Here is a 19,622-nt window from a genome sequence, read left to right as displayed (position 1 = left end):
CATTTTCTAAAATTTTTTTTATCTTCCCTTTCCTAGCTGTGAACGCATGTTAGTACCGCTCGCGGCTATAAGAGCAGACCACTGAAAATCATAAGAACATTCATCCACGTATGCCAGAACACGACAGGAATGAGGCTGTTGGATTTGATCGTAATTCCTCCGAAATACAGCCCACCCAGCGCAAAGGCGATGCAAACGCCCCATGGGAATCCAAGGGAATAATGCTGTAAACCAAACCCTGCGCTAGTCACAATTACTGCCCACCTATCACCTAATTGTTCAGAGAACCGACTAAGAAGCACCCCTCGCCAGATGATCTCCTCCAACACATTTATGAATGAAAAAGCGAGCGCGAATAACCAAATCTCTTGCACGTGACCCCATCCGTTTCGAATCACAAACGGCATAAAAGCTACAGAAGTCGCTGCAATTGCGACGGGCAAGAAAACCTTAACTTTGGATTGACGGAAGCCCGACCAAATAAATGGTATATCTATCCGCTCGTTCCAAAGCGGTTTTTTCGCATACAGCATAAAAGGTAATTTTTGAATAAGCGCTAAGACAAGCAAGGGAATGAGGATACAAATCAGTGACAATCTGTTGAGAAGGATATGCCATTCTTTGGGCTCCAAATCGTGAATCCAACTTGAGTTTATGAATAAATAGAGAGCAAATCCGACCCCCAAGCCTATCGTTGTCAGGAGAAATGATCGCATTGGCTTGTAAATGAAAAGCAAGCCAGTACAGGATACCCACAAACCCATCAATATGTAGTTTTGCGTTTGCAGGGAGATCATAAGTGATCCAACCAAGAATAGACAAGCTACATTTCGAAATAAAGTGAAATTCATTCTTTATCCTCCTTATGGAATAGACAATCGTGGAATTACGCTGGAGGGTGCTCATGTGTCCATATTATCGAGGCACTCCATACATATACTGGACTATTGTGAGAGGATGTGAGTATTGACATGGATAGGAAGGAAATGGGCTTTGCTGATCGTGTAATCTTTATTCTCGGACTAACCCTAGCCGGTGTACTGACATTTGTCCTTCTGGTCGGAGTCATTGTTGCAATATTAAAATTTTTCATGGATAGAAAGGAACGAACCATCCAAGTTCAGCCAGCTCCAATGCTAAAGGATGATCCAAAAGCACCTTTGGAAAGTGTTTCCACAAGTGAGCAATTATCTGAAGAAAAAGAATTGCAAGTCAATGATAAGCAAGAGAGACCACCGAATTAGATGATTTTAGAATGGAGATGACACAATTGGCAACGAGTAATCAAGGGATGTCGAAGTTCTTTAGTGATGTGAAGAACGGATTTTTACATTTCGCCAATACCTATTCCGTAGCGGTGAAAAGCGGCGCGAATGTAGCAGAGAAGCAAATTATTGATGCGATGGAGGATGCGGATCAACCATCCGATATTCCTGCTGGAAAGCTGTTCGCAGCCGTTAAAATTGGCGTACAACATGCCAGTGAGCATTTGGTGAATTCAGGTATGGAATTCGCAGAACAAATGAAAAACAGTCAGAAAAGCAATATGGAGAGAAAGTGAATTTTGCCATCGCTACAATTAAATAAAAGGGTTGACTCTCTGTTTCGTGTTTTCTCCTCTTGGTTGATGAACGTACGTTATTGACCAGAGGTTTTTTTGAGTTGGACACGCATCTGCTACGAGAGCATGGTTTGAATTATTGAGAAAACATAGGACCACTTCCTTCAACGATAATAAGAAAGCAGTCCCTATTACATTTTCATGTATTTATTACTCTTTATTTTCCTTCTCTTTTGCTTTTTTTTCTTTTTCTTTTTCCTTTTTTTCTTTTTCACGCTGCTCTTTCTCAATCTCTTTTTGTGCCTTTTCTTGCTCCTTTTGTGCTTTTTCTTGCTTCTTTGCTTGCTCTTTTGCCTGCTCTTCTTCTTTTTTCTTAGCTTTTTTCTCAATCTCCTTCTGTTCTTTCAGTCTCTCCTTTTCTTTCTTTTCTTCTTTTTTCTTTGCTTTCTTCTCAAGTTTAGCCTGCTCTTTCGCCTTTTCTTTTTCCTCTTTGTCCGTCGATTTCTGTTCTTTCATTTCCTCACTCATGTTTTATCCCTCCATTTTGGAATTGAGAACCTTGTTCAAACGGTATCTAATGACTTCTGGATTAAAATATTCAAGCATATGAATCCCTGGAAATACCTGAAAATAAATGTCATATCTCTTGTAAGGGATTTTAGTAGTGTGCAGCTCAGGGATACGAAGATTGTGAGGCTTTTGGAACAGATCAACAGCCTCTTCTTCGCCCTTGAGCCCAGAATCAACCACTTTCCTGTAGGATTGTAATCCCATCGAGCTGATTGCTTTGCCAATCCCCTCTTGTCTATGAGCAATACTCTCAAACAAAGAATCGGGTACGTACTTTGAATTCACGATTGCAATATTGTGAGAAACGATTAAGTCACTTTTGTCGCTTATCAATAATGATTCTCTCAGATATAAAGGAGCGGCAGAGGAGTCCACTTGATAATCAGCAGGTACTTCATTCAATTGCTCTTGTCGAATGACCGTTACGCGCATCTTTTCATCCAACAAGGTTTCCAGCAAATCTGTTGTCCTTCCATCTGTCACTAATAGCAAATCGAAAATCAGTTTCTGCAAAAAGTCCAATTCTTTCCCCGCATACTTCGAGTCCTTGCCATCGGTATCTGTCATACAGTTACCTCCATTAGCCGTATGTCAGCTCGTGTTGATATATAACCTGTGTACAGCAACTTCTGGGATGATGCCTTGCTGCTAACGATAGAGACCGGAATCGCGGAGACCCTGCAAGAAGGTGTGAAATTCGTCAAGATTCAACTGCTGCTTCGCATCAGAAAGTGCAACCTGCGGATTCGGATGCACTTCGACCATAATACCGTCCGCGCCAGCTGCTAACGCTGCTTTCGCGCATGGAAGCATAATATCCTTACGACCAGTCGCATGGGTAACATCCACGAGAACGGGGAGATGGGTCTCTTGTTTCAATATCGGAACAGCAGAAATATCGAGTGTATTACGCGTCCATTTCTCGTAGGTGCGAATTCCGCGCTCAATTAACATAACTTGGTTATTCCCGCTGGATAGCAAATATTCAGCCGCAAATACGAATTCTTCGAGTGTGGCGGAGAGACCGCGTTTCAACAAGACAGGCTTTTGGGTTTGGCCAACGGCTTTCAGCAAATCAAAGTTATGCATATTGCGGGCACCAATCTGAAAGATGTCAATGTAACGAGCTGCCGTGTCAATATGCTTAGGGCTCATGATCTCACTGATCGTCACCATCCCCGTTTCATCAGCCACTTCCTTCATGATTTGCAATCCTTCTTCGCCAAGGCCTTGGAAATCATACGGTGATGTTCTTGGTTTATACGCGCCTCCTCGTAAGACGGTAATGCCGGCATTCCTCATTGCGGCAGCAACGGTAAGCAGCTGATCTCTGCTTTCAATAGAGCAGGGGCCAGCGACGATAATAGGCGAAGAGCCGCCGATTTTAGTATGATTTACTTGAATAACGGTATCCTCACTCTTATGCTGGCGGCTAACGAGAAGCTTGCGCTCGGCAGGAGCCTCTTTTTTTATTTCAGGATTCGCCAAAGAATGGGTAGCAAGCTCTTTCAGTAGTTGTTGGTTGCCAACTGGCTCCGCTTGTGAAATGCCCTGCTTATTCTTTTCTTGAACGATTTCCGCAGCCATTCGTGCACGTTCGTTCATCAGATCAAGCAATTGTTTATTAATTCCATCCCATTGCGTAATTAATTGTTTCCATTTGTCGCTCAATACGAGTACACCCCTCTTTTTCACAATTGACTGCAGCCTTTCCCTCATCAGCTTAGATTTTATTTCGCTTCTGGATATATACCGGTTTGGTCGATGGCGCGTTATTTACGAGCCCAACTCGATCGAGAAGCGTTGCGTCGGTAATGATTTGAAGGGTGATTGGTAAATGAAGCTTTTCAGCTAATCGAGTTTGGATGTCCTCCCTACTCCATTGTCCAGCATCGTGCGAATCAAGAAGAACGTACAATCCCTCTTCTTGCTCCAATACCTTCCATGCATCTGGGGCAGGTGTCAACGAATAGACAGCTTCTTGGATGTCATAAGCATCTAGAATCGTATCACCGATTACGATTCGATCCTTACTTCTACCGTAATGCACCAACTTGCCCATTGCTCGCCCACAAGCACACCTGGAAGGTTCGACGGAGATAATATCTTCATTAAAGTATCGCAACAGAGGAGAAGCTTGATGTGTGAGCGTTGTTATCGCCGCAAACCCTCTTTCTCCTTGAGCAACAGGACCTGAACCATCTTCATGCAGCACTTCCACGTAAAAATCCTGCTCCACGATATGCATCGATCCATACTCACACATGGTTGCAATATTCGCGGTTTCAGTCGAACCATACATATTAAAAACGGGTACACCCCACAGCCTCTCGATATGCTCTTTGCGTTTCTCGCTCATTAACTCACCAGCGACGCATATAGCCCGTAGCGCTGGTAATTCTGTGTTCACATCCAAACCAATGAGACGCGCTGTCTCAGCCAGAAGCTCCATCTCGCGCGGAAGCCCCGCTAATACGGTAACTTGTAGGCGCTTCATAAGACTTAATACTCTCGGATATGGTGTAACTACCGTACGTCCGCTTGCAGGTACAACCCCTGCTCCTGTCTGCCAAGCAGCTTGCTGCATTAAGAAGGCGGGCAGCGCCAGTGCATACGGGAATCGAATCAGCACAAGATCATCCGCTGTTAATCGGACTCCGCATTCCTGAAGCTGTCTTCCGCCTACTCGCATATCTTCATGCGTGAACCAAGAAGCGGAAGGTTCTCCGGTTGTACCCGTGGATTCGTGGTATTGGGCAATCTTACTCATTTCGACAGCTAGGTGTCCGAAAGTACCGGCATTCCGGAGATCTTCTTTCGTTGTCAAGGGCAGTGTTTGAATGTGCTCCATCCCGATATCATCGATGTTATAGTTCGCTAATCGATCCTGATATAGAGGAGATTTCATTAGGCGTACTAATAAATTCTTGAACTTCTCCTCCCGCTCCCTCTGAATATCGGTCATAAGGGCACCTCCTCTCGGCGTAACACGGCGCTTCAGGATGGTTAATGCGAATCCTTGGCCCCATGCTCCTAGCTGTCTTACGTGAATATTCGCGTTGCTTTGCCAAAAGTCCGAGGAATATCATGTCTGATTTCCACTTCGCAATCAATGCCGATTCGATCCGTCATATGCTTCCGGATTTTCGTTGCCAATTGCTCATCTGTTAATTCCGTCCGAAACGGTTCGGCTTCAATCTTGAATGATCCCTGATTCAATTTGAAGTGATACCACATACCCACATCTGGAATTTCCATCAAAAATTGTTCTAATAGGAACGGTGAGTAGTCCTCATCCCCCAATCGAATCATACTCTCCATTCTTCCTCTCAAATGAAGGACGTCCATCGTGAGACCACAATCACATTTGGATTTCTGTAGATATCCGATGTCCCCACTGCGATAACGCACCATTGGCATGGCCTCGCGCAACAGCGTCGTTACCACGATTTCTCCCGTCTTGCCGTAAGGTAGCTTTTCCCGCGTAACTGGATTAATAATTTCGACTTTTACATGTCCCTCCATCACGTGATAACCTTTGTGCTCACTGCATTCGACCGCAACGACGCCGCACTCGGTCGATCCGTAGAAGAAGGATACTTCGCATCCCCACCATTTTTCCAAACGCTCACGGAATTTATAGGAGCAGCCTTCACCTGTAAGCACTATTTTTTTCAATCGTATGTCTTCTCCGATTTTGATACCGAAGCGCTCGCTTTCTTCAGCCAAAAGCGCCGCATAAGAGGGCGTCGTAGTCAGAACGGTAGCTTGGAACTCCTTCATCAATTCTAATGACTTATCGACGGGAGCCATGTAACCGCCTTTGCCAAGTGACAGTACTGCCGTTCCAAATGCAAACTGAAACAACCGCTGAAACCCAAGACCAGGCAGAGCAAATTCATAAGGCAAGGCGACGGCTACCACATCAACATCCGTTTCCTTAAACAATTCCAAATATTTCGGCAGCAAATCATAGACATACTGATCAGCTAACGAGTACGAGGTATAAATAGGCTTTCCCGAAGTACCGCTCGTAAGGTGAACCTGCCCGATTTCTTTCGGGTCTACACATAAGATCTTCTGCTTATCGCCTCGAATGACGTCTTTATTCAATAGCGGTACATTTGTTAATTGCTTCAGGCTTTCAATCTCCGGCACTGTAAAGCCTGCTTCTTCCAGCTTTGAACGATAATATTCATTGTGGTCCCAAACATGAGCAAGCGTGGCGTTAATTGCTTGTAACTGATACTCTTCGATTTTTTGCCGAGGCAGCTTCTCAATGGTGCTTCCATCCTCATCCAATTTCGTGAAAAATGCTTTGAATTGTTCTAGATGGGATGTATGTTCGTCCACGGTTACCTTCATTTTATGGGTTTGTGCTTTCATAAAAATCCTCCTAACCATTTTCAGTCCACACCTGCGGCATGTTATTCGTCTAGCATTCTCTCAATGTTTTTTGTACTCCCCATCCCTCCAAGTCATCCTTATATGAAATGCAGGCAATGTCACCCTTGACTCGGACAACTGTATATCTTCTGAAAACTGATTTTTTCATCCAATCAATGCAGTAGGGACTCGCATATCGTAGCAATTATATAACCTTCGAAATCATGAGTTGTTGGCGTAGAGGGACTCGACTTTCAAATGAATGGCGAAGCAAATTGGAGGTTAGGCATACATGTCATCTGACAGCACTCCTGAAAAACAATTCAAGATCGTAAAAAAGCTTCTTCAAGATGGAGTTGATGGAGACAAACAGGCAGCGAAAAGAGCGCATGAGAAGCTTTTAAGGCTCCGTGAGACCCAGCCTCATCATGCGCTTATTGAAGCCTATTACGGTAGTTCATTAGCCCTCTTATCACGTGATGCCGTCAAACTTGTTGAGAAAGAAGAAAAAGCACTCGAGAGTTTAGAGGTATTGAATCAAGCAGTAGAAATGGATCCCAACGAAAAAGAAATTCGCCTCTTACGCGGAAGTGTCTGCCTGCATCTGCCGGAGTCTTATTTCTATTCTTCGAGAATAGCGATCGAGGACTTCACATTCCTCCTTGACCGTTATCAACAAGATTCAAATTACCTTACCCACAATCAAGTCAGAAGAGTACTTCGAAAGCTGAGCAAAGCCTACCAAAATAGCGGCAATCCCGCCAAGGCGAATGAAGTCTCACAGCGTCTTGCCTCCATGTATCCAAAGAAAAAAGATGATTAGAATCATGCAAGCGAGCAATGTGTTCATGCATGAGTACAGAGAGGATGAATTGAGTGACAAACCTTAATCCCAGCGATATGGAAGGCTCAGACTTAAATGAGACTTCAACATCGAGCGATGATCATGCTTCATTGACCGAATCTGTTCTAAATTCCGTGTCAGATCAGGTGTCTACTCCGTCTGACCCGTTCAATGAAAGACTCACCCTAGCTATCCAACTGTATCTGGATGGCGTAGCTGGGAGTGCGGCTGCTGTTCAAGAAGCACATCAGATTTTAGAACAGCTGCACGTCGATGATCCAGATCATCCTCTTGTTGGTGCTTACTATGGCAGCACCATGATATTGATTGCAAGAGATAAAACAGAGGCATCTGATAAATTGAAATGGTCAAAACAGGGATTGAAAATGCTCGACAATGCGGTAGCCGCCGACCCACACGACAGTACGATCCGACTGCTTCGCGGCAAGTCCTCTTACAATCTCCCAGAGCAGTACTTCCATCGGACGAAGACGGTGATTGAAGATTTCACCCACGTCCTCAATACACCATCTGACACGCTTGACACTGAAAAACAATTGGAACTCATCTATGAACTCGGTGAGGCTTGCATTAAGATAGGCCAGAACCAAGACGCGGCTACGTATTTTAGAAAATTGGAGAGTCAAACACAAAATTCGGCATGGAAGCAGCTATCCAAGCAAAAGCTGCAAGAGCTAGAAGGAAAACCAGCAGTTGAAAAAATACCAAACAAAGGCCCTTCTTCCATCTTGATTGAAGCTACTCGAACTGTAGGCAACGCCCTCCTTTCTTGGTTTGGTAATGATAAGGAGTATGAAAAAGCGAAAGAAAAGGCGGAAGAACGCGCGAAAAAACGTGCGAAAGAACGGGCAGAAGAACGGGCAAAAGAACGGGCAAAAGAACGGGCGGAAGAACGCGCGAGAGAACGGGCGAAAGAACGCGCGGAAGAACGCGCGAAAGAACGCGCGGAAGAACGCGCGAAAGAACGCGCGGAAGAACGCGCGAAGGAACATGAGAAGGAGCATGCGAAGGAACATGTGGAAGAACGTGCGAATGAGCATGTAGAAGAACGTGCGAAGGAGCATGCGGAAGAACGTGTGAATGAGCATGTGGAAGAACGTGTGAACGAGCATGTGGAAGAACGTGCGGAGGAACGTGCGAAAGAACGTGCGAAAGAACGTGCGAAGGAACGTGCGAAGGAACGTGCGAAGAAACGTGTGAAAGAACGCGTGAAAAAACGTGTGAAAGAACGCGTGAAAAAACGTGTGAAAGAACGTGCGAAGGAACGTGCGAAGGAACGTGCGAAGGAACGTGCGAAAGAACGCGCGAAAGAACGCGCGAAAGAACGCGCGAAAGAACGCGCGAAGGATCGTGCAAAGGATCGTGCAAAGGATCGTGCAAAAAGACGCGCGAAAGAAAAAGCCAAATAGCTGAGTGCAAGAAATGGCCTTAGAAAAAGAAAAGAAATATCTCTCCTTCTAAACCACTCCTGATGTTAGTTGGTCGACGTTAGCAGGAAGTCGAATCCCCATCAGACTATACCTCAGGGGGATACCCGTATTATCGGAAGGGGGTGAGATACATGTCTGATAAACACAAAGAATTTTTCAAGGGTTTCCTTGATTCTGCTTTAAAAAGCGGCGCTAACAACTTCGGCAAACATCTTCTAGATGCAGTAAATGACGAAAACCAACCTGTTGATATTGTTTTGGGGAGAATCGTAACTGCCCTTAGGGACGGTGCCATTGCAACAGGCCAAGACGTGTTGCGAGCTCAACTTAATCAGGATAAGTAGTTAACTTGAATCACATGGAATTCCCTAAATGATGCACTAATAGATAAGAGTGATAGGAATTTTACGTAAATAGTCCCATGTCTAGAAGGGGTTGTTGACAAAATGGGTTGAGGATCTTGTCCTCAGCCCATTTTTGCTGTTTGAACGAATAGTTTGGAAGTGATCGAAACCTCATTTCACTTCTTACTTTGTTGATGTTTAATTTCTGCTTGGGCTGCCTTTACTCCTCTGACGATGGCCTGTTCAAGCACCACCGCTGCGACGGTGCCGACTGCGGTCACGGCGGCATTACCAATAAGCCCGCTAGTATCGGTTCCGGTAGCTATGCAGAATACAGTGTCCCCATCACCTTGAATATGCACCGGGGAAATCGCCCGCGCCATTCCGTCATGGGCGAGTGTCGCAACCCTCCCAGCCTCGGCTTTGTCTAGTTTTGCAGTGGTTGCGATGACAGCGATGGTTGTGCTTCTGCTCCGGGTCGAGATCGGCATTGGTGGTATTCCTTCAAGAATTGCCCTAGTTTGGTTAACGAATTTACCATCAGGCTCGAGCGCCCCGGCTATGATATGATTATTATTCCAAATATCTCCAAGCGCATTGACGACTACAATAGCGGCTACTATAGGACCGCCCGGGATTTGCCAAGAGGCGGTTCCAACTCCGCCCTTCATCGGCGTACCGTAGATTTTCCCTACCGTCGCACCCGCTCCAGCACCAACACTGCCCTGCGCCACGGCACCGGACTTCGCAGCTTGTGCTGCCTTGTAGCCCAACTGTGCATCAGGCCTGCGGGAGCCTTTCGCATAATAAAGGTCAAAAATAACAGCCGCAGGCACAGTAGGGAGCGGTCCAACATCTGTCGGGGTACCATACCCATGCTCTGCAAGCCAGTTCACGACACCTGCTGTTGCCGCAAGACCGAAGTTGCTGCCGCCTGTAAGAAGAACCCCCTGTATAAGATCCGTTGAAGTTCCGGGTTTAATCGCATCTGTCTGTTCCGTACCCGGATAACCGCCTCTGACATCCACGCCGGGAACTGCACCTTCAGGGTACAAAATAACCGTGCAACCAGTACGACCGCTTCTATCCTCTGCGTGCCCCACTAGGATACCCGGAACATCAGTAATACTCCCTTTGGCATGAACTTTTGTCCCCTGACCAATTAATCGGTTGGCACTCGGTCCAATCGGATGATTAAGTATGCTGTGATCGTCTTGATATACTTTCTTTACGGAATTCTTCTCATTATTGAAAAAAATTTTATTGCTTTTTTCTGGTACTCCTTTGCCTCGGTAAATCCCTGAATTCCTCATTCGAACTGGATAACCCCAATATTTCGCCGTTCGAATAGCTTTGTCTGCGTTCCTGTGCTTCTCATCATGCCGTGCATCCTCTGGCTTTATGATTTTCGCGGTCAATTTTGTTTTTTTTCTATCCATTTTTTCAACTCCGATTTCATGTAGAATAGTACTGCTTAAAGCCTCATCTAATGACATTCATCTATAAATAATATGTTTGGGATGACAAACGTGCTCTGATAAAAACCAAAAAATCCACCTTTTCAGGTGGAATGACTCGGTTTCGGGCCCGAATATACTGCTTCGAATCAACTAATAGCGACATTAGCAGGAAACTGCTGAAATTGAAGTTTATAGAAATTATGAGAAGTCATCCTCATACGATTCTTGTTAATTCACTGTTAATTACTCGATGCGCGGCAACATAACGATCTTTCGGACTAATCCCAAACGATGCAAATTGATGCCGATCTTTAGTTTGTACATTGCGGCGAAATGCTCCAAATATGTAAGAAATAACTAGAAAAAGTACGCTAAAAAAAAGGAAAACCCATAGCTTATAGGAAATTCCCCGATAAGCTATGGGCTTCATTACATATCATAAATATAATATTTATTCAGAAACATCTTGGAATGTTAAACCAGGGAAAACGGTATAATTCTTTAATTGGGTATCACTGATTATGTTTGCATAATCTATCAGGTATCCCTTGCTCATATATGGAGCTACATCAAAGTCCCATTCAGCCACAAATGGTGTGGATAAGTTCATGTAATGAACTATTTTTACACGTACTTTGTATTGGTCTCCATCGCTCCTACCTTCCCCTTTTCTTTTAGCATCTACTATTTTTTTAGCATCTACTATTTTCAACTCTAGAATGGAAGGATATACTCCTCCTCCTGGTAGTTCGATTGAACCGTTATTCAAGTAACTAGAGGCTATTGTTTTTTTCCAAGCTTCTTCATCCCTTGAATCATATGTAACGAAATACTTATTAATCAAAGATACGATGTCTGCCCATTCTCCCCCAGTCAGATTTAATTTTTCATTCCATAGATCAGGAGTAGAAACTGAAGTTCCGCTTTTCTGATTAATAATTACTGTTTGTTTTTTAGAATCCCAAGTCACATCAGCACCTAATGCCTTAGAAATCGTACTAATAGGAACCATGACTCTTCCATCAACATTGCGAGGCGAAACGTCAGTAGGTACTGTTCGACCGTTTACAACAATTGAAATTTTCCCACTAGCAAATGCTCCCCCAATTAACAAAGAGGTAAGAGCAAAAACAAGTGATAAAACAATGACCTGCTTTTTCTTCATTTTAAACCTCCTACAATATATTATTGGACGGAATTCCCAGAATGATCTTATCACACTTATTGATAAATTACATCTTTATCGATCATCGTTTTCAGGACGTTTATTATAACGTAGTCCTTGTACTCCAGTTCCTTCGTTTCAGTTCGTATAATAGCTGCAAAATATCCTAATATGGCAGAGCATTTAGAAGATTTAGTATTAATGGATGTTGTTCACTTATTCTTTTTGCGATATCTTCACTTGCTTCACCAACAGACTGGTAGCAAGGCTCTGTGAATCGAGTTCCTCTTCCAGCCAATTCACATATACACAATTCATATCTATCCGGCAGTAGTTTTTTCCATTCACAATATACATTTACCGACGCTCCAGCATATGGAATGGGAAATACTTTTATTTTGTTTATTTCACTCCTAATAATATCTATACTTTATTTAATGATACTTCTCTATTCCTCGTTGCTCTGCCAGCAACAAATTTACCATACCACTATAGCTATTCAAACCGTCTGTCTGATTATTCGCCTTCAGATATAAGTCATTTACAATTCTTGAAATACTCGAAATAACACCCTCATACTTATCCCGATACTGTTCATTTTGTACTATGTCATGCTGCACCGCCTTGGACAGACTGGACATTATATCAGACGCCTGATCTGAATCAACTTTCTTTAGTGCTGATATAGAATAATCAAACGCTAGAAAAAAACCACTGTAGAGTATCATTGGATCATCCTGCTGCTTACATGCCAGATAAGCTATAAAATTTGCCTCATCCTCATGCATAAAACCACTCTGATGTGCCAATTCATGTGCCATAGTAGCAGGCACTAAGAAAACTGGCACATTAACATTAATATTGGATTCAAAAGTAAAAGGGACAAAAATACCGTGTATCCCTGCACGCGACATTAGTTTTGACATCACCACTGGTTTTGGTGTTGAATATAAAGAATGCTCCAAAACAGGATATTTCTTTGATAACATTTGCATCGACAGCACTGCGTGTTGTGCATAATAATCAAAAACCTCTGGTACTTGAGCCAAAAGATCAGTATCCTCTAACTTTTCCCTTGCCAATTCCATTTCAACGGCAAGCGACTTACTCAATTTGACCAGTTCCTCCTTGCTGTAGTTCTCTTCTTTATATTCGGTATAAGACAAAAAAGAATATCTGTGATAGTTTATTCCACCCAAAACAGTATAGCAAAAATATATCACGCTACAGATTGCAACTATTCCTAGAGTACCACGATAAACTACCATCCTACGTGCACCTTTACTCATGATAACCTTGCGCACATAATAACCTATATAAAATAGCAAAAGTAACACAACCAACACTACGAGCCATTCACTAACAGAAAATTTAACCCAAGAAGGTACAAATTCTACTGTTTTTGACAATATCGGATATACAGACCTACTGTATTTTTCTGCCCAATCCTGATGGTTCTGCGCGTATTTTGTCAGTATATAAGCCATAACTCCAAGTGAGATCAATGGCAATCTCTTAAGTAAAAGCTTTTTGATAACACATCCTCCTATCAAATTAGTGTAGTATGTACGCATAGTAATATCATTTCTTTATTTCAATATACTTTTGAAATAGGATCTTTCGGTGGATCAATTTCTAAAATCACATTTCCGTGCGCTTCTATAAATTCTTGTAAGCAGCGCGATCCTAGATTATTCCCTCTCATATTTGGATTAATTGCAAAATGTTCAATGTATGAAAATCGTTCCGTACTCCAGTAAAATATCAGCCCAATAACTCATCGTCTTCTATAATCACTACGCAATGATGTGCTGAATTATTTAAAACTATAATTTGATCATCTAATATTCACTGCTCGTGCTGAGGAAAACTCATCCCATATAAGTCCATCGCTTCCCTAAAAAACATGCCGTCAGCACTTGTTAATCGAATAAATTTCATACATAATAGCCCCTTCCATCTTAATGTACGTTGCTACATACTATGTATAATTATCGCGATTTTCATCCTAGAGTACCATTCCTTCTCTTTATCATCAAGTAGTTAGACTACCTTAGAGGTGGAATGGGACGCCGTGCTCTCTCGCCTTTGGCTCCTTGCGCGCGGACGACCCCCGAGGTTCTCCCCCTTTTGCAATCCACCATAATAAAAAAAGCAGCCAATCGGCTGCATTTATTAATATATTTGGTGGAGCCAAGGTGATTACGCTCGCAATCCTCGCTCCATCCTTTACGGGATGTCCCATTCCTGATTATTCTTGCTGTCGAAGCTCACTCAACGATGACTACCTTAGAGGTAGAATGGGACGCCGTGCTCTCTCCCCTTTGGCTCCTTGCGCGCGGACGAACCCGGGGTTCGCCCCCTTTTGCAATCCACCATAATAAAAAAGCAGCCAATCAGCTGCATTTATTATTTATTTGGTGGAGCCAAGGTGATTACGCTCGCAATCCTCACTCCATCCTTTACGGGATGTCCCATTCCTGATTATTCTTGCTGGCGAAGCTCACTCAACGATGACTACCTTAGAGGTAGAATGGGACGCCGTGCTCTCTCGCCTTTGGCTCCTTGCGCGCGGACGACCCCCGGGGTTCGCCCCCTTTTGCAATCCACCATAATAAAAAAAGCAGCCAATCAGCTGCATTTATTATTTATTTGGTGGAGCCAAGGGGGATCGAACCCCTGACCTCTTCGCTGCCAGCGAAGCGCTCTCCCAGCTGAGCTATGGCCCCATATTTTTGTATGCCAAACCATTATACTACCTCTGTGCAATTTCCTGCAAATTCCTATTATCGGACTTGGCAGGTTATTTTCTTCTTCTTTTCAACAATTTTATAGCAATATGAAGCAATTAGACATCATTTCTTCTTTTTTCTCGATTTATCTTTCTCTTTTATTAAACCGTTCAAAGTAGATAATCCGTTGAGTCGTGTTTTTTTGTTACATCGATTTCATTATCAATTGATTGAAATGGATATCATTGTATTCTCTAACGAAGATATCCCCTTTTCTTACCCCCTCGAAGCACACCCTTGAGTATAACTTCGTCTACATCATCGTCAATCCAATTGGTTGTTTTGGAGGCATAGGAGCACTTCTAGGATTACTAGGATTAAGCCTCTTGAATGGTTCATCTCGCGACAAGGAAACTCGGAAAATCGATACGTCCAGATTACTGCTGCTAGGGCTTCCTGCTTCTATAATCTCACTCGCCCATGTATGGGGTTACTTAGGATTTTCACATTCTTCCCGGCTTCTATTCATACCTCCTCCAAAATGATCATATCATCATTGCAAACATCATTCTCGGACATACGCTCGTATCAAGCATATACCGAACACAAGCACACTATTCCATTCATTATCTACATCTTTATTGAATAACATTTATCCTAGATAACACGCTGTTGGTTAGGCGTGTTTCTTTGTGCTCATAACAAGGCTTCATCTTACGCCGTTGTTTATCGGTCTACAGACTGACTGGAAAACCATTCCACAGAAGGTTTAACAGGCTGTAAATTACTTTTACAATGCAAATAGACTGAAAACAAGTGCAAACATTCCATCTTTAAGTAAGGAGAAATGGAAATGAACAATAATTTCAACATAGCAGGTTCGAGCAGCAATGAATGGGCCGTTCAAGCCCGTGGGCTCGTCAAAACATTCGGAGATAATCGCGCTGTCGATGGCGTAGACTTGAACGTTCGAGCTGGTTCGATATACGGCGTGCTGGGTCCAAATGGAGCAGGGAAAACGACGACGATTCGAATGTTAGCTACTTTATTGCGTCAGGATGCTGGCGAGGCACGGATCTTCGGACACGATGTCGTGAAGGAATCCCATATCGTCCGTCAATTAATTGGGGTCACAGGACAATACGCATCGGTTGACGAGTCTTTAAGCGCGACTGAGAACCTCATTATCTTCTCGCGGCTGCTCGGTCTAGGTCGTGCTGAGGCACGGCGCAAGGCTGCTGACTTGTTAGAGGAATTTGGCTTGTCAGAGGCAGCCAAGCGGCCGCTCAAGAACTTCTCCGGTGGTATGCGACGCAGGCTGGATTTGGCTGCGAGCCTCATTGCTCAGCCTCCGCTCATTTTTTTGGATGAACCGACAACAGGGCTGGATCCGCGTACCCGCTCACAGATGTGGGATACGATTCGCCGTTTAGTCGACACAGGCTCAACCGTGCTCCTCACCACACAATACCTCGATGAAGCCGATCAGTTGGCAGATCGTATCGCGGTTATCGACCGAGGCCAAGTTGTCGCAGAAGGCACCGTGGATGAACTTAAGGCTTCCGTTGGAACGTCGTCGCTGCATTTAAGACTTCAACATGAAAAAGATATCGCCGATGCGCGTGCAATCGTAGAGCAAGTACTTCAAGTCCGCTCCAATGTAACCGCCGAAGCTGGAACTATTACTGCACCGATGGCCGACGCCGACCAAGTAACAGACCTGTTGATCGCTTTTCGCAACCAAGAAATTCGACTTGCCGAAATCAGTGTACAAAAACCTACACTTGACGAAGTATTTCTAACCATCACCGGGAACAGCTCGTCGGGTGCTATAGAGAACACGAACGCGATCCACAATACTGAACTTACGAACGTTAGAGAGGAGGCACGAGTATGAGTAATGCAACTGTAAATAAGAGCCCACACCAGCAGTTAAAAAACTATGCCAGCTTCGGTCAGTCACTACGTAATTCAATGACAATGGCCTATCGTGGGCTGCTCAAAATAAAGCGTACCCCCGAGCAATTGTTCGATGTAACCATTCAGCCCATTTTGTTTACCCTCATGTTCACCTATATATTTGGCGGAGCAATCTCAGGAAATGTACATGATTACTTACCAATCATTATCCCCGGCATTCTTGTCCAGACGGTCATCACGAGTGCCGTCGCCACTGGTGTCCAATTGCGTGAAGATATGGATAAGGGCGTATTCGACCGCTTCAAGTCCCTTCCGATCGCGCGTATTGCGCCTTTGGCGGGAGCCCTTCTGGCAGATACGATCCGCTTTGCCATTGCAACCGTACTCACCTTCGTGATGGGCTACTTAATGGGCTATCACCCAGCCGGAGGCCTAGGTTATGTCGCAATCGCCGGCTTGCTTGTCATTGCATGCTCCTGGGCAGTCAGCTGGATTTTTGCTTTCTTCGGCGTCATTGCTCGTACAGCAGCTAGCGTACAAGGGATTGCCATGATGGTGCTGTTCCCGCTCACCTTTCTCTCTAATGCGTACGTACCGGTCAATACGATGCCAGATTGGCTTCAATGGTTTGCTAATATAAACCCAATCACCCATTTAGTAAGTGCTGTTCGTGAGCTCGCCAATCAAGGCACGATCGGCATTGAATTTGGCCTCACTCTCCTGTGCGCTATGGTCATTGTAGCCATCTTTGCCCCACTCACCGTCCGCGCGTATATGCGCCGCACCTAAATTTCAAATAAGCAGCCCTCAACAATTTCGGTAACTGAAAAAACATCTTAACACCCAAATGTAAACATGTACGGTAAGGAGTAGAGAACTAAATCCCTGCTCCTTATCGCATGATACGGGAAATGGAAGTATTCCTAACAGAGTCATGCTACACCCTTAGCAGAGAAGGGAATATCCTTGAATATCCACGGATAACCCCCTTAATTCTATTTTACGAATCGCCTGTAGAGGTCTATACTTAAGGGGTGTTAAGGAACAAGGCATTTCACAACAGCTTCGTTCAATCGGGATGCAGCAATCCCCCTTGAACCCAGTTATCATACGGGTTCTTAGCTCAGTTGGTAGAGCAGTTGACTCTTAATCATCAGGTCGAGGGTTCGAACCCCTCAGAACCCACCAATTATGTGATCAAAACGGCAGAGAATGCCGTTTTTTTGTTGCATCCTCTTCATTTTTGAACGGCAAAAAGGTAACGTTATTCTATCAGTCGGAGACAATGGTATCGGCGTTCAGGAGCCGATCAAGGAACATATTTTCGAAGAATTCATCCGCGGCGATGGCCCGATTAAAGACAGTACAGGCTTAGGTCTCGCCATTTGCAAAAAAATCATAACGCTCCATGATGGCACGATTGAACTAACGCAGGATCAGTGTTACCATACCTTGTTTCAAATCACGTTGACTATTACGGAGGACTAGAGTTCCTTCATGATGTCGGGCATCACCTTCAGGCTTCGATACCACGGATCGTTTGCATGCCCGGATCTAGCCCATTGCAATATTAAGCTCCAGTTTGAAGTATTCCTTTTGGTGTTACACCCTTTACAAACGGATCATCCCGTGTATAATGAAAGCTGTCAAGCATATGAACGATGGAAACTGCATAGTGAATTTCGAACACTAGGGGTGCTGTAACAAGCTGAGAGACAGCGGCAACGCTGTTAACCCTTACAACCCGAACTAGATAATACTAGCGTGGGGAAGTGTAGTCGACTGATTGATATAAGCTGCGGCTTCGTCATGTTCGTCATTGCATGAAGCCATGTCATACCCTTGTATCCTCAAGCGTAACTGCACCGACTCACGGTGCAGTTTTTTTGTTGTCTGCTGACCACATATTGATTCGTCAGGGAGGATATAAGTTATGAGTCAGTTATCTTGCGGTACGAGCCGCATCGTTGGTTGTCGCTTTTCTATCTATCCGATGAGCGATCGCTTCGTTGACCTTATTTTGGGAGCGTTGCGAGACACAGACATGTCTAAGGTATGGTGCCATACCGATGATGTCAGCACCTGGGTTCGTGGGCGCAGTGAACACGTATTCGATGTCGTTCAGTCAATCTTTTTACATAGCGCGGCAAGTGGAGAACATGTTGTGCTGAATGCTACCTTCTCTGTTGGCTGTCCGGGCGACACACAAGGAGATGCCTTCATGAATACGGACGAAATTCGAATGAATGCGGAACGGTATCAAGCGATTCCTCTCAAGGTCGCTGCTCATTTTGCGCTCTACCCGCTCGGAACGGCAGATTACATGGATACGATCTATGAGATCATTGGCCTTGCTAAGGAAGAAGGCACTTTCGATGAGAGCGCTCATTATGCAAGCCGCTTAGAAGGAGATGCACAGCGAGTATTTACTACACTTAAGAACGCGTTTAATCGGGCGAGAAAATCAGACAAGTCCCATGTAGTGATGACAACTACGATGTCAGCCAACAGCCCTTCCACAAGGTAGCAGCTGAAGATAAAGAATTTCCAAAATGCAAATTACAAACCAAACGGACTCATCCGATCATCGTTCTAAGAAAAGAGGAATGTTCATGAATTCGCGAAACAGCCAATGGAAATTACGAGATATTGTCGTTCTCAGTTCATTATCTGTTGTGTTTGCCGTCATTTATCTGCTCTTCTTGCAATTAGGCAATGTGCTTGTTGGCTTTATGGGGCCGATGGGATATGAAGTCATCTTCGGCATTTGGTTTATCGTATCGATCATCGCTACCTATATTATCCGCAAGCCCGGGGCTGCCGTCATTTCTGAGACAGTCGCTGGACTGATTGAGGTATTAATCGGCAACGCCGTAGGGCCTATTTTGATTGTATCCGCCCTAATTCAAGGTTTGGGTGCCGAAGCCGTATTTGCCGCTACAAGATATCGGAATTATTCAACCAAAGTGCTTATGGAGGCTGGGGTGGGCTCCGCTGTATTCAGCTTCGCGTGGGGGTATTTCCGCAACGGTTATGCGGCCTACTCTGTTGGTCTCATCCTCGCGATGTTCGTCGTTCGCTGTATAAGTGGCGCACTCCTCTCGGGTCTGCTTGGCAAATGGATTGCGGACGCCTTGGCCAATACAGGAGTTCTTAGAAGCTTCCCAATTGCAAAGGGGCAGCGATAAC

Annotated in this window: 19 protein-coding genes, 2 tRNA genes, 2 pseudogenes and 1 riboswitch; of the genes and pseudogenes, 11 read left to right on the top strand and 12 right to left on the bottom strand. The window is 44.4% G+C overall.

Annotated elements, in window-relative coordinates; all coding sequences use genetic code 11:
* Positions 1–65: 65 nt before the first annotated feature.
* Positions 66–632, bottom strand: coding sequence for a CPBP family intramembrane glutamic endopeptidase (locus tag BLS15_RS15200; RefSeq protein ID WP_254777350.1), 567 nt, complete (start codon positions 630–632; stop codon positions 66–68).
* 339 nt (positions 633–971) lie between these two features.
* On the opposite strand from BLS15_RS15200, the gene BLS15_RS15195 reads away from it, so the two are divergent.
* Positions 972–1,244 (top strand): hypothetical protein, encoded by a 273-nt coding sequence (locus BLS15_RS15195; protein ID WP_021253292.1) that lies wholly within the window; start codon positions 972–974, stop codon positions 1,242–1,244.
* 26 nt (positions 1,245–1,270) lie between these two features.
* Positions 1,271–1,561, top strand: coding sequence for a hypothetical protein (locus BLS15_RS15190; protein WP_021253293.1), 291 nt, complete (start codon positions 1,271–1,273; stop codon positions 1,559–1,561).
* Between the two features lie 210 nt (positions 1,562–1,771).
* On the opposite strand, the gene BLS15_RS15185 is transcribed toward BLS15_RS15190, so the two are convergent.
* The 5 genes from BLS15_RS15185 to BLS15_RS15165 form a co-directional block, all read right to left on the bottom strand.
* Complete coding sequence (locus BLS15_RS15185) at positions 1,772–2,089, bottom strand: hypothetical protein (RefSeq protein ID WP_028533834.1); 318 nt, start codon at positions 2,087–2,089, stop codon at positions 1,772–1,774.
* Between the two features lie 3 nt (positions 2,090–2,092).
* A complete protein-coding gene (locus BLS15_RS15180) occupies positions 2,093–2,698 on the bottom strand; it encodes a chorismate pyruvate-lyase family protein (protein ID WP_028533833.1) in 606 nt (201 codons plus the stop codon).
* Positions 2,699–2,779: 81 nt separating this feature from the next.
* A complete protein-coding gene (locus BLS15_RS15175) occupies positions 2,780–3,802 on the bottom strand; it encodes a bifunctional 3-deoxy-7-phosphoheptulonate synthase/chorismate mutase (RefSeq protein ID WP_028533832.1) in 1,023 nt (340 codons plus the stop codon).
* A 52-nt stretch (positions 3,803–3,854) separates the two neighbouring features.
* Positions 3,855–5,096: a phenylacetate--CoA ligase family protein gene (locus tag BLS15_RS15170; protein WP_021253297.1), complete on the bottom strand. Its 1,242-nt coding sequence runs from the start codon at positions 5,094–5,096 to the stop codon at positions 3,855–3,857.
* 77 nt (positions 5,097–5,173) lie between these two features.
* Entirely contained in the window at positions 5,174–6,517 is a 1,344-nt protein-coding gene (locus BLS15_RS15165; RefSeq protein WP_090512329.1) for a phenylacetate--CoA ligase family protein, read from the bottom strand.
* Between the two features lie 292 nt (positions 6,518–6,809).
* Here BLS15_RS15165 and BLS15_RS15160 point away from each other — a divergent pair, with 292 nt between their 5' ends.
* The 3 genes and pseudogenes from BLS15_RS15160 to BLS15_RS15150 all read left to right on the top strand — a co-directional run bounded on the left by BLS15_RS15160 (position 6,810) and on the right by BLS15_RS15150 (position 9,156).
* Positions 6,810–7,340: a tetratricopeptide repeat protein gene (locus BLS15_RS15160; protein WP_028533830.1), complete on the top strand. Its 531-nt coding sequence runs from the start codon at positions 6,810–6,812 to the stop codon at positions 7,338–7,340.
* A gap of 1,186 nt (positions 7,341–8,526) precedes the next feature.
* Positions 8,527–8,814, top strand: a pseudogene (locus BLS15_RS30000) (hypothetical protein); the annotation flags it as partial.
* 129 nt (positions 8,815–8,943) lie between these two features.
* Positions 8,944–9,156, top strand: coding sequence for a hypothetical protein (locus tag BLS15_RS15150; RefSeq protein ID WP_021253301.1), 213 nt, complete (start codon positions 8,944–8,946; stop codon positions 9,154–9,156).
* A gap of 176 nt (positions 9,157–9,332) precedes the next feature.
* On the opposite strand, the gene BLS15_RS15145 is transcribed toward BLS15_RS15150, so the two are convergent.
* The 6 genes and pseudogenes from BLS15_RS15145 to BLS15_RS15125 all read right to left on the bottom strand — a co-directional run bounded on the left by BLS15_RS15145 (position 9,333) and on the right by BLS15_RS15125 (position 14,510).
* Positions 9,333–10,595 (bottom strand): P1 family peptidase, encoded by a 1,263-nt coding sequence (locus BLS15_RS15145; protein ID WP_231515226.1) that lies wholly within the window; start codon positions 10,593–10,595, stop codon positions 9,333–9,335.
* 472 nt (positions 10,596–11,067) lie between these two features.
* Complete coding sequence (locus BLS15_RS15140) at positions 11,068–11,781, bottom strand: copper amine oxidase N-terminal domain-containing protein (RefSeq protein ID WP_021253303.1); 714 nt, start codon at positions 11,779–11,781, stop codon at positions 11,068–11,070.
* A 208-nt stretch (positions 11,782–11,989) separates the two neighbouring features.
* Positions 11,990–12,208: pseudogene (locus tag BLS15_RS29995) on the bottom strand (thioesterase); the annotation flags it as partial.
* A gap of 7 nt (positions 12,209–12,215) precedes the next feature.
* Positions 12,216–13,286: a DUF3810 domain-containing protein gene (locus BLS15_RS15130; protein ID WP_028533829.1), complete on the bottom strand. Its 1,071-nt coding sequence runs from the start codon at positions 13,284–13,286 to the stop codon at positions 12,216–12,218.
* An 89-nt stretch (positions 13,287–13,375) separates the two neighbouring features.
* Positions 13,376–13,546 (bottom strand): GNAT family N-acetyltransferase, encoded by a 171-nt coding sequence (locus tag BLS15_RS29990; RefSeq protein WP_368087125.1) that lies wholly within the window; start codon positions 13,544–13,546, stop codon positions 13,376–13,378.
* An 888-nt stretch (positions 13,547–14,434) separates the two neighbouring features.
* Positions 14,435–14,510: transfer RNA gene (locus tag BLS15_RS15125), tRNA-Ala, on the bottom strand.
* Positions 14,511–15,366: 856 nt separating this feature from the next.
* On the opposite strand from BLS15_RS15125, the gene BLS15_RS15120 reads away from it, so the two are divergent.
* The 6 genes from BLS15_RS15120 (at position 15,367) to BLS15_RS15095 (ending at position 19,621) form a co-directional block, all read left to right on the top strand.
* Positions 15,367–16,410, top strand: coding sequence for a daunorubicin resistance protein DrrA family ABC transporter ATP-binding protein (locus tag BLS15_RS15120; protein ID WP_021252100.1), 1,044 nt, complete (start codon positions 15,367–15,369; stop codon positions 16,408–16,410).
* Positions 16,407–17,222 (top strand): ABC transporter permease, encoded by an 816-nt coding sequence (locus BLS15_RS15115; RefSeq protein ID WP_021252101.1) that lies wholly within the window; start codon positions 16,407–16,409, stop codon positions 17,220–17,222. The genes BLS15_RS15120 and BLS15_RS15115 overlap by 4 nt, the downstream gene beginning before the upstream one ends.
* Positions 17,223–17,545: 323 nt before the next feature.
* Positions 17,546–17,621: transfer RNA gene (locus BLS15_RS15110), tRNA-Lys, on the top strand.
* A 24-nt stretch (positions 17,622–17,645) separates the two neighbouring features.
* On the top strand, positions 17,646–17,921 hold the full coding sequence (locus BLS15_RS15105) for a sensor histidine kinase (RefSeq protein WP_302848148.1): 276 nt from the start codon (positions 17,646–17,648) through the stop codon (positions 17,919–17,921).
* A gap of 193 nt (positions 17,922–18,114) precedes the next feature.
* Positions 18,115–18,221: riboswitch (TPP riboswitch) on the top strand.
* 145 nt (positions 18,222–18,366) lie between these two features.
* Positions 18,367–18,960 (top strand): YkoF family thiamine/hydroxymethylpyrimidine-binding protein, encoded by a 594-nt coding sequence (locus tag BLS15_RS15100; RefSeq protein WP_090512325.1) that lies wholly within the window; start codon positions 18,367–18,369, stop codon positions 18,958–18,960.
* Positions 18,961–19,045: 85 nt separating this feature from the next.
* Positions 19,046–19,621, top strand: coding sequence for an ECF transporter S component (locus BLS15_RS15095; RefSeq protein ID WP_090512320.1), 576 nt, complete (start codon positions 19,046–19,048; stop codon positions 19,619–19,621).
* The last annotated feature ends 1 nt before the right edge of the window (position 19,622 follow it).

Source organism: Paenibacillus sp. cl6col (assembly GCF_900102125.1).
GTDB lineage: Bacteria > Bacillota > Bacilli > Paenibacillales > Paenibacillaceae > Paenibacillus_B > Paenibacillus_B suaedae.
Note: the sequence above shows the minus strand (reverse complement) of the source record. Positions and strands in the feature narration are given on the sequence as shown.